Genomic DNA, 13,118 nt, shown 5'->3' on the forward strand with positions numbered 1-13,118 from the left:
CGGCCTGCCGGGAAAGGAGCGCGCTGTCGGTCATCCGAGGGCGAGAGCGGCCTTCAGCCGTTCGGGCTCCGTGAAAGGCAGGGAGCAGGTCTGGCCGCGGCAGACGAAGGCGGCGACCGAGCCGGCCGCGACCGTCTTGCCGGCCGCCGGATGTCCTTCCGGCAGGGCGGTCCCGGTGGCGACGGATTGCAGCACCAGGTTGGGCAGGGAAACGTCGAACACCGCGCGACGCATCGCCCCCATGAGGGGCGAGGCCGGGTCGCCGACCAGCACCACTTGCAGCGCGTTCTGCAACAGGTCGTTCGCATTGAGGAGGGTCGCAAGCGGGAAGAAGTTGCGCTCGATCTCGCCGGCGAAGGCGCCGACCAGCGCCTCGGCACGGTCGCGATAGGCGGGCTTGCCGGTGAGGTAATGCAGCCTGGCCAGCACGGCGACCATCGTGCCGTTGCCCGAGGGCACGGCATTGTCGTTGGCGTTGCGCGGCCGATGCACGAGATCGGTGGTGTCGTCGGCCGCGAAGAAATAGCCGCCGCCGTTCTTGTCCCAGTAATGGCGGTCCAGCGTCTCGACCCACGTTTCGGCTTGCGTAAGATAAGCCGGATCGCCCGTCGCCTCATGCAGGCGCAGCGCCGCGCGCGCGTTGTTGGCGTAGTCGTCGAGCGTCGCCGGATGCTGCAGCCGCCCGCCCCGATAGCTGTGACGCAGGCGCCCCTCCCTCGTCATGTCCTTCGTCACGAAGGCGAAGGCCTCGCATGCGGCCTCGAGCCAGGCGGGCTCGTCGAAGACCTCGGCGGCGAAGGCGAGGGCCGCGATCATGAGGCCGTTCCAATCGGCCAGCGCCTTGTCGTCGAAGCCCGGCCGCACGCGGTTCTCGCGGATCTGGAACAGTCTGGCGCGGGCCTTCTGCAGCGCCCCTTCCGCGAACTCGTCCATCAGGTCGGGATGGGCGCTGCGGTTCAGGATCGTCTTGTGCTCCCAGTTGCCCTCGGGGCGCACGTCATAGATGCGCTTGAAGAGAACCGCATCGGCTCCGAGCGCCGCGTCGATCTCGGCCTCGGTCCAGACATAGAACTTGCCTTCCTCATGCTCGCTGTCGGCGTCGAGCGAGGAGGCGAAGCCCCGGTTGCCCGAGGGGCCGCCCTCGGCGCGCATCTCGCGCAGGGCCCAGCCGACCGTCTCGCGCACGCGCGCCTCGTAGAGCGGCGATTTCGTCTCCTGCCAGATCAGCGCGTATTGCTCGACGAGCTGGGCGTTGTCATAGAGCATCTTCTCGAAATGCGGGACGAGCCATTCGGCGTCGACCGAATAGCGCGCAAAGCCGCCGCCCAGATGATCGTAGATGCCGCCCTGCGCCATGTGGGTGAGGGTGAGCAGCACCGCGTCGCGCATGCCGGTCTCGCCCGTGCGCTTCCAGCCGCGCCAGAGCAGCTCGAAGCTGGGCTCCTGCGGGAATTTCGGCGCGCCGCCGATGCCGCCATGCTCCTCGTCGACCTGCTGCAGCAGATGCTCGGCGATGCGGTCGATCAGCGCCATGGAGATGGCGCCGCCGGGCCGCGGCTCCGACATCGAGGCCAGCGCATCCCGGAGCGCCGTGACGTTGTTGGCGACCTTGCCGCGGTCGCCGCGATAGATCCCGGCGATGGTCTTGAGCACGTCGGGGAATCCTGGCCGGCCCCAGCGCTCCGCCGGCGGGAAATAGGTCCCGCCCCAGAAGGGCTCGCCCTGCGGCGTGAGGAACATGGTGAGGGGCCAGCCGCCCTGCTGGCCGAGCAACGCCAAGGCCGCTTGGTAGATCTGGTCGACATCCGGCCGTTCCTCGCGATCGACCTTGATGTTGACGAAGAGCTCGTTCATCAGGGCGGCGGTGGCCTCGTTCTCGAAGCTCTCATGCGCCATGACATGGCACCAGTGGCAGGCCGCATAGCCGACCGAGAGGAGGATCGGCCGGTCGAGCGCCCGGGCCGCCGCCAGCGTCGCCGGATCCCAGACCTGCCAATGCACCGGGTTGGCCTGGTGCTGATGGAGATAGGGGCTCGTGCTCAGGCCGAGCTGGTTCGCCGCCAGCCGCGCTATACCGTCGGCCTCAACCTCAGGGCTGGCGGGAGACGGCGGCAGATCCGGCGCGGAGGTCATAACGGATTCGAAGCCTTTCGACCGGCAAGCTTGCGGCATTGACCTGGAGGCGTCGATCTCGCCAGATGCGGGATCGACCCGCGGCCCTGGGAAAGAACGGGCGCGCTCCTGATATATAGTCGGATCGGTGGGACGGCCGCTCAACCCCAATCTCAGTCCGGGCAATGAAGCGGACGGGCGGCCAAGGCGGCGATCGGAGGGCTCATGAAGATCACGATCAATATCGACTGCTCGCCTGCCGAAGCCCGTGCCTTCCTGGGGTTGCCCGATGTGGCGCCGCTTCAGGATGCGGTGATGAAGGAGGCCGAGCAGCGCATGATGGCCGCGCTCAAGAGCATGGATGCCGAGGCGATGTTCAAGGCCTGGCTCCCGGGCGGCCTGGGCAGCATCGAGAAGATGCAGCGGGCGTTCTGGGAAGGATTGGCAGGAAAGAAGACCAGCGAATGACCAAGGTTGAGCCGGACCGGGCGGCCTCCGATCAGGGGCAGATCTCGGGCGATCCGCCCCTGTTCTATCGGGCCCATGTGTTTTGCTGCACCAACGAGCGGCCGGCCGGCCACCCCCGGGGTTGCTGCAAGGAGAAGGGGGCGGAGAAGCTGCGCGACTATATGAAGGCGCGGGCCAAGGAGCTGGGGATCGCCGGCGTGCGCATCAACACGGCCGGCTGCCTGGATCGCTGCGAGCTGGGGCCGACCCTGGTGATCTACCCCGAAGGGGTGTGGTATCGCTGCCGGACCCGCGAGGAGATCGACGAGGTGCTGCAAAAGCACCTGGTCGAAGGCGGGCGGGCGGAGCATCTGATGCTGAAGCCGGGGGACGACCCGCCCAAGAAGAAGTGAGCGGGCGGACCGCGCCGGTCGGTTCCCTGGAGTAACCGGACCGAAATGCGCGAGGAATCCACCATCTATGCGCCCGCCACCGCACCCGGCCGGTCGGGTTTGGCAGTCGTGCGGCTTTCGGGCCCTGACGCGGGCCACGCGCTTCGGCTGCTGACCGGCCGTGAAGCGCCCCCGCCGCGAAAAATTGTGCGGCGCAGCATAAACGATCCGATCACCGGCGAGTCCCTCGATCAAGGAATGGTCGCCTGGTTTCCCGCGCCAGGGAGCTTCACCGGGGAAGCGGTGGCAGAGCTCTATCTTCACGGCGGAAGGGCCGTGCTGGCCGCCGTCTTGGCTGCTCTCGCCAAGCTTCCGAATTTGAAGTTGGCGGAACCAGGGGAGTTTACGCGCCGGGCGTTCCTCAATGGTCGGCTGGATCTGACCGAGGTGGAGGGGCTGGCCGATCTGGTCGCGGCCGAGACCGAGGCCCAGCGGCGCCAGGCCATCCGCCAGCTGGAAGGAGCGCTCGGCGCCCTCTATGGCGGCTGGAGCGAGAGCCTGACGGCAGCCCTGGCCAGACTCGAGGCAGCGATCGATTTCCCCGACGAGGATCTGCCGGCCGATTTGATTGTTTCGGTAGCGGAACAAGTGGCGCCGGTGGCCAGCGCCATCGCCCAGCACCTTGCCGACGGCCATCGCGGCGAGCGGCTGCGCGAGGGGCTGTCGGTCGCCATCCTGGGTCCTCCGAACGCGGGTAAATCGAGCTTGTTCAATGCCTTGTCGCAGCGGGAAGCGGCCATCGTCTCGCCGCACGAGGGCACCACGCGGGATGTGCTCGAAGTCGCTCTCGATCTGCGCGGCTATCCCGTGCTTCTGGCCGACACCGCTGGATTGCGCCGGACCCGGAATGAAATCGAGGCTGAAGGCGTTCGCCGCGCCGAGCGCCGGGCCGAAGGTGCGGACCTCCGAGTTTTCGTTCTGGATGCGGAACGAGCTTGGGAGCAACTGCCCAGCCTCTTGAATCTCAAGAAGGATCGGGATCTGGTCCTGGTCAACAAGATCGATCTGCTCGCCGGCCGGCCCCTGCCGGACCTCGGCCTGCCGTTCCTGCCCGTTTCCGTTCGTTCCGGTACCGGATTGAATGATCTGGTTGAACGGATCGCGGAAATCGCTGCCCAAACCATGGATTCGCTTGGCTCGCCTGCCTTGACGCGGGCTCGCCATCGGGCGGCCCTCGAGGAAGCGGCCGCCGCCTTGGGGCGCAGCGTCACCGCCCGCGATCCGGAACTCCTGGCCGAAGATTTGCGGCTGGCCGTCCGGGCTTTGGGGCGGATCACCGGGCGGGTCGATGTCGAGGATCTTCTCGAACGGATCTTCCTGGAATTCTGTATCGGCAAATAACCTGCTCCGGGACGGTCTCGAGGCGGACCGATGTTTCACGTGAAACATCGGGGCTGCGTCAGACGATCCCAACCGGCGCTGAGCTTTTGACTCAAGCGAGGGTCGAGGACTAAAGTCCCGCGCCATGGGCGATTTCTACGATGTCGTTGTCGTCGGTGGAGGACATGCCGGCTGCGAAGCCGCGGCTGCGTCGGCGCGCCTGGGTGCCCGCACGCTCCTCCTGACCCATCGGCGCGACACGATCGGCGAGATGTCCTGCAACCCGGCGATCGGCGGCCTGGCCAAGGGCCACCTGGTCCGGGAGATCGACGCCCTCGACGGCCTCATGGCCCGGGCCATCGACCGCGGCGGGATCCAGTTCAGGATCCTCAACCGCAGCAAAGGTCCCGCGGTCCAGGGCCCCCGGGCCCAGGCCGACCGCCGCCTCTATAAGTCGGCGGTCCAGGATCTCCTGGCGAACCAGCCCCATCTCGAGATTCTCGAGGAGGCCGCCGAGGACATCGAGCTCGACGCGGCCGGCCGCCTGGTGGCCCTGGTCACGGCGACCGGACGCCGGCTCGGTCTGGCGGCGGCGGTCCTGACCACCGGCACCTTTCTCCGCGGCCTGATCCATATCGGCACCGAGACCCGGCCGGCCGGCCGGGTCGGGGAGGGGCCGGCGGTCGGCTTGGCCGAGGCGCTGGAGCGGATCGGCTTTGCGATGGGTCGGCTCAAGACTGGCACCCCGCCGCGCCTCGACGGCACCACCATCGACTGGGCCGGGCTCGAGCGGCAACCGGGGGACCGGCCGCCCCAGCCCATGTCTTTCCTCACCACCCGGATCGAGACGCCGCAGATCGACTGCCATATCACCGCGACGGGTGCTGCCGGCCATGAGGTGATCCGGCGCAATCTGCACCGCTCGGCGATCTATTCCGGCCAAATCAAGAGCACCGGCCCCCGCTATTGCCCCTCGATCGAGGACAAGGTAGTGCGGTTCGCCGACCGCGACCGGCACCAGATCTTCCTTGAGCCGGAAGGGCTCGAGGATTCAACGGTTTATCCGAACGGCATCTCCACCTCGCTGCCGGCCGAGGTGCAGGCGGAATTCCTGGCCACGATCCCGGGCCTGGAGCAGGCCCGAATCCTGCGGCCGGGCTACGCGATCGAATATGACTTCATCGATCCCCGCGAGCTGAGCGCCACCCTGGAGACCCGCCGGGTGCCGGGCCTGTTTCTCGCCGGCCAGATCAATGGCACCACGGGCTACGAGGAGGCGGCGGCCCAGGGGTTGATGGCCGGCATCAATGCCGCCCTCAAGGCCGGGGGCGGGGACGGCTTCGTCCTCGACCGGGCGGACGCCTATATCGGCGTCCTGATCGACGACCTCATCACCAAGGGCACCCGCGAGCCCTATCGCATGTTCACCTCGCGCGCCGAGTACCGTCTCATGCTCCGGGCCGACAATGCCGATCTTCGGCTGACGGAGAAGGGGATCGCGGCCGGCGCCGTCGGTGCCGATCGCGCCCGTCACTTCGACCGCAAGAAGGCGGCCCTGACCGCGGCGAGAAACCTGGTCGCGACGCTGCGGGAGACGCCGAACCGGCTGCGGGCGCAGGGCTTCGCCGTTAACCAGGACGGCATCTGGCGCAGCGCCGCCGAGATGCTGGGCTATCCGGGGATCACCCTGGCGGCGCTCACCCGGGTCTGGCCGGCCTTGGCCGAGATCCCGGCGGCGATCGGTGAGCAGCTCGAGATCGAGGGCCGCTATGCCGGCTATCTGGAGCGCCAGGAGGCCGATATCCGGGCCTTCCGCCGCGAGGAGTCGTTGGCGCTGCCGGCCGACCTCGATTTTGCGGCGATCGGCAGCCTCTCGACCGAGATCCGGGACAAGCTGAGCCGCGTCCGACCCGCGACCCTGGGCCAGGCGGGCCGAATCTCGGGCGTGACCCCGGCGGCCCTCACGGCTCTGCTTCGCCATGTCCGCAGCGCCGACCGCCGGCCGACGGAAAGAACGGCCGCCGCCTCGACCTGAGGCGATGATGACGATGCCCCTGACCCCCGAAGCCTTCGCCGCCGAGACGGGTGTTTCACGTGAAACATTGGCCCGGCTGGAGCGGCTCACCGAACTGCTGGTGAAATGGCAGCGGGCGATCAACCTGGTCGCTGCGAACACGCTGCAGGATGTCTGGCGCCGGCATATCCTGGACTCGGCCCAGCTCTATCCCTTGCTGCCACCTGGCACGAGGAGCCTGATCGATATCGGCAGCGGCGCCGGGTTCCCCGGCCTCGTGCTCGCGGCGATGGGGGTGGGCGAGGTCCATTCGGTCGAGTCGGACCAGCGAAAATGCGCTTTTCAGCGCGAGGCCGCCCGAGTCGCGGGCCTCTCCGTCACGATTCACGCCCAGCGGGTCGAGACGCTGCCCAAAATGCAGGTCGACGCAATTGTTAGTAGGGCCTGCGCCGATCTCCCCCAATTACTTGAATACTCTTTCCCTTTTATGGCACTCTCCAGCCACTGCCTGTTCCTTAAAGGCCAGCAGGTCGAGCGCGAATTGACCGAGGCTGGTAAAGGCTGGAAGATGCAGACGGAGCGCTTTCCCAGCCGCACCGATCCCACCGGAACCGTCCTGCGATTGAGCCATGTCGAACCTCTCCGACCTCACCGCGACGAACGATAACCCACTGAGAAAAGCCAAAGTTTTGGCGATGGCGAACCAGAAGGGCGGGGTCGGCAAGACCACGACCGCGATCAATCTGGCGACCGCGCTGGCGGCTTGTGGGAAGCAAGTCCTGATCGTCGATCTGGACCCCCAGGGCAACGCTTCGACCGGGCTCGGCATCGAGCGGGCCCGGCGATCCGTGACCTCCTACGATCTGCTCGAAGGCAGCGCCACGGCGCGCGAAGCCCTGCTCCCCACCTTGGTCCCGGGCATGGCCATCATCCCGGCCTCGGTCGATCTGTCGGGGGCGGAGATCGAGCTGGTCTCGGCCAGCCGCCGCGAGTTCCTGCTGCGCGACGCGCTGAAGCCGGTCGTCGCCAGCTATGACTATATTCTCATCGACTGCCCACCCTCGCTGGGTCTGCTCACCCTCAACGCGCTGGTCGCCGCCGATGCGGTGCTGGTGCCGCTGCAATGCGAGTTCCTGGCGCTCGAAGGGCTGAGCCATCTGATGATGACGGTCCAGCGCATCAAGGAAGCGCTCAATCCCACGCTCGAGATTCAAGGCGTGGTGTTGACCATGTTCGACAAACGCAACAGCTTGAGCGATCTCGTGGCGGCCGATGTGCGCGGGCATCTGGGCCACAAGGTCTATGACACCGTCATCCCGCGCAATGTGCGGATCTCCGAAGCGCCCTCTCACGGCAAGCCGGTCCTGCTCTATGATCTGAAATGCCCCGGCGCCCAAGCCTATATCCATCTCGCCAGTGAGATGCTGCGCCGGGAGCGGCTGGAGCCTGAGGCGGCTTGATCGACGACGGCAGCAAGAAACTCGGCCGCGGACTGTCGGCTTTACTGGGGGCGGAAAGCGCCGACTACGCTTCGCTCGATCGGGTCCGGCTGTCCAAGATGGTGCCGATCGAGCAGCTCCAGCCGGGGCCGTTCCAGCCGCGCCGCATCTTCGGCGATGACGAGCTGGCCTCGCTCGCGGAATCGATCAAGGCCAACGGCATCCTGCAGCCGATCCTGGTCCGGCGCCGCCCGCAGCAGCCCAACGCCTACGAGATCGTCGCCGGCGAGCGGCGCTGGCGCGCGGCCCAGCGGGCGCAGTTGCATGAGGTCCCGGTCATCATCCGCGATCTCGGCGACCGCGAGGCGCTCGAGCTGGCGCTGGTCGAGAACCTGCAGCGCGAGAACCTTTCGCCCCTGGAAGAGGCCGAGGGCTATCGCCGCCTGCTCGAGGAATTCAAGAACACGCAAGAGGACCTGGCACAACATGTAGGGAAGAGCCGGTCCCACATCGCCAATATGTTGCGGTTGCTCGGGCTGCCTATCGAGATCAAGGCGCTGCTCGACAAGGGCGAGCTGACCGCCGGCCATGCCCGCGTGCTGGTCACGGCCAAGGACCCCGTGGGACTCGCCCGCCAGATCGTGAGCCAGGGCCTCAATGTGCGCCAGGCGGAGCGGATGGCGAGCGCCGCCAAGCCCGCCACCCTGCGCAAGCCCAGCCGGTCCAAGCCCGGGGCGGCCCATGACGCCGACACGCTGGCGCTGGAGCGCGACCTCTCCAACCTGCTGGGGCTCAAGGTTTCGATCCATTTCGACGGGCAGGGCGGGGCGCTGACCGTCCATTACAAGAGCCTCGACCAGCTCGACGACCTGCTGCAGCGGCTGACCCGGGCCGCCCATTCCCCCAAAGCCACCGAAGAATAGCCGTCCGACGAAGCCTTTATGCTGCGGAATGCTGCAGGGCCGCCGGACTTATGCTGCGCCCGGGATGTTTCATGCTGCAGCCATGCTGCACCCCGACAATCTTATTCTGCGCAGCATAAACGGCGACCGGGCCAGCCTCACCGCCCGGGTTTCAGGCTCGCGATCTCCAGGAACACCCGCCGGCAGAGGGTCTCGGCCGGCGACCCGCTGCGCTTGCAGAGCTGCTCGGTGGCGAGCAGCCGCTCGAGGGCGGTGGCGATCCCGGCCGGTGACCAGCGCCGGGCGGCGCCCTTGAAGCGATCCTCGTATTTGAAGAAGACCGGGGGCCGGAGGCTGCGCATCGCGCCCTCAATGCCACCCTGGTCGGCTTTGCCGAGGGCCCATTGCAGCCGCAGGAAATGCCGGGCGGCCGCCCGCAGCAGCGAGATGGGGGCCGTGCCCTCGCCCAGGCTGCGGGCCAGGCCGCGCTCCACACCCGCCGTGTCGCGGTCGCTCAGCGCATAGACCAGGTCGTCCAGCGCATGGGCGGCGCTGTCGCCGACCGCGGCTTCCACATCCGCCAGCGCCACGGTCTTGCCGGTGCCCCCCATATAGAGCGCCAGCTTCTCCAGCTCGGAGACGGTCACGGCGCGGTCGCCGCCGAGCCGGGCCGCCAGGTAGGAGAGGGCCTCGGGCGCGATCGCGAGCCCCTCCTGCTGCAGCTTCTCCCGGATCAGCCCCGAAAGCCCGGCCCCCTCGTCGCGGTAGCAAGGCAGGGCCGCCGCCTGGTCGGCGCCTTCGCAGAGCTTGCGCAGCGCGGAACGGGCCGGGAGCTCCTCGGCTTCGAGCACGATCAGGCTGTCGGTCGCCGGACCCGAGGCGGCGCCCGCCAGATAGGATTTGAGGATCGGCGCCACGTCGTCATCCGCATCCTCGATGCGGACTGCGCGTCTACCGCCGGTGAGCGACATGGCCATGGCCTCGTCGGCGAGCCGGGCCGGGTCCTCCCTGAGGATCTTGCCGCTCAAGGCCGCCACCCGGAACGGATCGTCGAGGCTGCCCGCGGCCTGGCGCACGAGTTGGTTGGCACGCTCGCGCACCAGCCCGGCATCGACGCCATAGACCAGCACCGCCATGACCTGCGGATCGGGTTTGGCGAGAAACCGGTCGATCGTCTTGCCGGTCAGTTTCATCGAGGCCGCTCGAGGATGGCCCGATCAGGGCGAGGCGGGCGGAGGGGAGGTGGACGGCAGGGAAGAAGGCGGCCCGGAGGAGAAGGGGCTCGTCGGCGACTCTAGCACGGGCTGCGTGGCGGCGGAGGCCGGCTTGCCGCTCGAGAAATAGAGGGCGACGCGCGTGCTGATATCGTCGCTCAGGATCTTGGTGGCGCGGTCGCGCACATCCTGCTCCGAGACGATCGTCGCATATTGCGAATCCAGCACATCGTAGCTGATGCTCGCCTGGCTGCGGCCCTGGAGCGCGGTGACGCCGCTCTGGATCTCGCGCAGCTGGAAACTCGCGGTCAGCTCGAGATTGTTGCGCGAGGAGGTGTCGCTCGGATCCAGCAGCAGGCTGTCGCTGCGTTCCTTGACGGTGACCTCGAGCACATAACGCGGCTCGGCCGGCTTGCCGCGCGGATTGAAGCGGTCGCGCAGCTTGTTGTAGAGCAGCTGGCCGGTCCGGTCGGGGATGGGCTGCACCCGCACCTGGGCGAGCTCGGCGTTGGTGTCGCCGCCGGCGCCGTGATCGCCATAGAGCGGATGGAAGCCGCAGCCCGCGAGCGCCATCGCGAGGCCGAGCGCCAAAACCCCCAGCAGCCTGCGCCTCTCTTCAGCGCGCGACATCTTCACAGCACGACATTGACGATCCGGTTGGGCACGACGATCACTTTGCGCGGTGGCTTGCCGTCGAGCAAGCGGCGAATGCGCTCGTCGCCCAGAGCCTGGGATTCGGCCAGCGCCTGGTCGCAATCGCGCGGCAGCTCGATCGTGGCGCGCAGCTTGCCGTTGACCTGCACCGCGACCGTCACGTTGTCGTCGCGCGTCAGCGCCGCGTCGGCCTTGGGCCAGGGCGCGTCGCAGAGCATCGCCTTGCCGCCCAGGAGCTGCCAGATCTCCTCGGCCAGATGCGGCATCATCGGTCCCGCCAGCCGCGCCAGCGCGTCATAAGCCTCGCGCAACGCCCAGGGGCGTCCGCCCTGGCTGCCGGTCTCGTAATCGTCCAGCGTGTTGGCGAACTCGTAGAGCCGCGCCACCGCCTTGTTGAAGCGGAAGGCCTCGATGTCCTCGGTCACGCCGGCGATGGTCTTGTGCGTGGCGCGGCGCAGCGCCGTTGCCGTCTCGTCGAACGATCCGGCGCTGGCACCGGCCGGCGCCATGTCGGGCAACGCCCCGCTCGCCATGCGCCAGAGCCGCTGCGCGAAACGCCAGGCGCCCTGCACGCCGGCCTCGGTCCATTCGAGATCGCGCTCGGGCGGGCTGTCGGAGAGCATGAACCAGCGCGCGGTGTCGGCGCCGTAGGCGTCGATGATGTGGGTCGGATCGACCACGTTCTTCTTCGACTTGCTCATCTTCTCCGAGCGGCCGACGGCGACGGTGCGGCCGTCGCCGATCGCGACCGCCTTGCCGCCTTCCTTGCGCACCTCGCCCGGAAGCAGCCACTCGCCGTCGGCATCTCGATAGGTCTCGTGGCAGACCATGCCTTGCGTGAAGAGCCCGTCGAACGGCTCATCGATGCCGAGATAGCCGCAGCGCTTCAGCGCGCGGGTGAAGAAGCGCGAATAGAGCAGATGCAGCACCGCATGCTCGACGCCGCCGACATACTGATCGACCGGCAGCCAGTAATCGACATCCGGCCGCTCCATCGCCTCGTTCGAGCGCGGGCTGCAATAGCGCGCGAAATACCAGGAGGATTCGACGAAGGTGTCGAAGGTATCGGTCTCGCGCCGCGCGGGGCTGCCGCAGGTCGGGCAGGCGACATGCTTCCAGGTCGGATGATGGTCGAGCGGGTTGCCCGGCTTGTCGAAGGTGACGTCGTCCGGCAGACGCACCGGGAGCTGGTCCTTCGGCACCGGCACGATGCCGCAGCCCTCGCAATGGATCACCGGGATCGGGCAGCCCCAATAGCGCTGGCGCGAGACGCCCCAGTCGCGCAGCCGATAAGCGACGGTGCCTTCACCCTGGCCGATCTCCTTCAGCTTGGCGATCGCGGCCTTGAGCGCGCTCGGCACATCGAGCCCGTCGAGGAACTTCGAGTTGAACAAGGTGCCGTCGCCGACATAGGCCTCGTTGCCGACGCCGAAGCTCTTCGGATCCTCGCCCTTCGGCAGCACCACCGGCAGGACCGGCAGCTTGTATTTGCGCGCGAAGTCGAGGTCGCGCTGGTCGTGCGCCGGGCAGCCGAAGATGGCGCCCGAGCCATATTCCATCAGCACGAAGTTCGCGACATAGACCGGCAGCGTCCAGCCCGCATCGAAGGGATGGATCGCCTTGAGGCCGGTGTCGTAGCCCTGCTTCTCGGCGGTCTCGAGCGTCGCCTCGCTGGTGCCCATGCGGTTGCATTCGGCGATGAAGGCGGCGAGCCCCTCGTCCTTCTTCGCGAGCTCGCCCGCCAGCGGATGATTGGGCGACAGCGCCACGAAGGAGGCACCGTAAAGCGTGTCGGGCCGCGTCGAGAACACCTCGATGCGCTCGTTCGCATTCTTGAGCTTGAAGAAGAAGCGCGCGCCCTCGGAGCGGCCGATCCAGTTCTCCTGCATCAGCCTGACCTTGGCGGGCCAGCGCTCGAGCTCGCCCAGCGCCTGCAGCAGCTCGTCGGAATAGGCGGTGATGCGGAAGAACCATTGCGAGAGCGTGCGCTTCTCGACCACCGCACCGGAACGCCAGCCGCGTCCATCGATCACCTGCTCGTTGGCGAGCACGGTCTGATCGACCGGATCCCAGTTGACCATCGCCTCCTTGCGATAGACCAGACCCGCCTCGAGCATCTCGAGGAACATGCGCTGCTCGTGGCGATAGTACTCGGGATGGCAGGTCGCGATCTCGCGATCCCAGTCGAGCGACAGCCCCATCGATTTGAGCTGGTCGCGCATGGTCGCGATGTTCTCGTAGGTCCATTTGGCGGGATGCACGCCCTGCGCGATGGCGGCGTTCTCCGCCGGCAGGCCGAAGGCGTCCCAGCCCATCGGATGCAGCACGTTGAAGCCTTGCGCGCGCTTGTAGCGGGCGACCACGTCGCCCAGCGTGTAGTTGCGCACATGGCCCATATGGATGCGGCCCGAGGGATAGGGAAACATCTCGAGCACGTAGTATTTCGGGCGGCCGGGATCGCGCCGCGCGGCGAAGGATTTATGCTCGGTCCAGCGCTGCTGCCATTTGCGCTCGGATTCCTTGAAGTTGTAGCGGGTGCTCGTCATGCCGATGGAAATGGGAAA

Annotated in this window: 11 protein-coding genes; 7 read left to right on the plus strand and 4 right to left on the minus strand. The window is 67.5% G+C overall.

All coding sequences use genetic code 11. From position 1 onward, the window contains the following. Positions 1 to 30 precede the first annotated feature (30 nt). Positions 31 to 2,133: a thioredoxin domain-containing protein gene (locus FRZ61_RS25155; protein WP_151120396.1), complete on the minus strand. Its 2,103-nt coding sequence runs from the start codon at positions 2,131 to 2,133 to the stop codon at positions 31 to 33. A 204-nt stretch (positions 2,134 to 2,337) separates the two neighbouring features. Here FRZ61_RS25155 and FRZ61_RS25160 point away from each other — a divergent pair, with 204 nt between their 5' ends. The 7 genes from FRZ61_RS25160 to FRZ61_RS25190 all read left to right on the plus strand — a co-directional run bounded on the left by FRZ61_RS25160 (position 2,338) and on the right by FRZ61_RS25190 (position 8,707). Then, positions 2,338 to 2,580 (plus strand): DUF6489 family protein, encoded by a 243-nt coding sequence (locus FRZ61_RS25160; protein ID WP_151120397.1) that lies wholly within the window; start codon positions 2,338 to 2,340, stop codon positions 2,578 to 2,580. Continuing rightward, complete coding sequence (locus FRZ61_RS25165; RefSeq protein WP_151120398.1) at positions 2,577 to 2,972, plus strand: (2Fe-2S) ferredoxin domain-containing protein; 396 nt, start codon at positions 2,577 to 2,579, stop codon at positions 2,970 to 2,972. The genes FRZ61_RS25160 and FRZ61_RS25165 overlap by 4 nt, the downstream gene beginning before the upstream one ends. Positions 2,973 to 3,017: 45 nt before the next feature. Further along, positions 3,018 to 4,352: a tRNA uridine-5-carboxymethylaminomethyl(34) synthesis GTPase MnmE gene (gene mnmE, locus FRZ61_RS25170; protein ID WP_151120399.1), complete on the plus strand. Its 1,335-nt coding sequence runs from the start codon at positions 3,018 to 3,020 to the stop codon at positions 4,350 to 4,352. Positions 4,353 to 4,476: 124 nt separating this feature from the next. Beyond that, positions 4,477 to 6,366: a tRNA uridine-5-carboxymethylaminomethyl(34) synthesis enzyme MnmG gene (gene mnmG, locus FRZ61_RS25175; protein WP_151120400.1), complete on the plus strand. Its 1,890-nt coding sequence runs from the start codon at positions 4,477 to 4,479 to the stop codon at positions 6,364 to 6,366. Between the two features lie 19 nt (positions 6,367 to 6,385). Further along, positions 6,386 to 7,012, plus strand: a complete 627-nt coding sequence (gene rsmG, locus FRZ61_RS25180) for a 16S rRNA (guanine(527)-N(7))-methyltransferase RsmG (protein ID WP_191909463.1) — start codon at positions 6,386 to 6,388, stop codon at positions 7,010 to 7,012. Positions 7,013 to 7,040: 28 nt separating this feature from the next. Then, positions 7,041 to 7,805: a ParA family protein gene (locus FRZ61_RS25185; protein WP_318526357.1), complete on the plus strand. Its 765-nt coding sequence runs from the start codon at positions 7,041 to 7,043 to the stop codon at positions 7,803 to 7,805. Continuing rightward, positions 7,802 to 8,707, plus strand: coding sequence for a ParB/RepB/Spo0J family partition protein (locus FRZ61_RS25190; RefSeq protein WP_151120402.1), 906 nt, complete (start codon positions 7,802 to 7,804; stop codon positions 8,705 to 8,707). Before FRZ61_RS25185 ends, FRZ61_RS25190 begins: the two co-directional genes overlap by 4 nt. Before the next feature lie 137 nt (positions 8,708 to 8,844). Here FRZ61_RS25190 and holA read toward each other — a convergent pair whose 3' ends face one another. Genes holA through leuS form a run of 3 tightly spaced genes read right to left on the minus strand, consistent with a single transcriptional unit; the run spans position 8,845 to position 13,100 of the window. Further along, complete coding sequence (holA, locus tag FRZ61_RS25195) at positions 8,845 to 9,879, minus strand: DNA polymerase III subunit delta (RefSeq protein ID WP_151120403.1); 1,035 nt, start codon at positions 9,877 to 9,879, stop codon at positions 8,845 to 8,847. Between the two features lie 24 nt (positions 9,880 to 9,903). Continuing rightward, positions 9,904 to 10,530 carry an LPS assembly lipoprotein LptE gene (gene lptE / locus FRZ61_RS25200; RefSeq protein ID WP_151120404.1) on the minus strand — a complete coding sequence of 209 codons (627 nt, stop codon included), beginning with the start codon at positions 10,528 to 10,530 and terminating at the stop codon, positions 9,904 to 9,906. Positions 10,531 to 10,532: 2 nt separating this feature from the next. Beyond that, positions 10,533 to 13,100 carry a leucine--tRNA ligase gene (leuS, locus tag FRZ61_RS25205; protein WP_151120405.1) on the minus strand — a complete coding sequence of 856 codons (2,568 nt, stop codon included), beginning with the start codon at positions 13,098 to 13,100 and terminating at the stop codon, positions 10,533 to 10,535. Positions 13,101 to 13,118: the final 18 nt, after the last annotated feature.

The organism is Hypericibacter adhaerens (assembly GCF_008728835.1).
GTDB classification, from domain to species: Bacteria; Pseudomonadota; Alphaproteobacteria; order Dongiales; family Dongiaceae; genus Hypericibacter; species Hypericibacter adhaerens.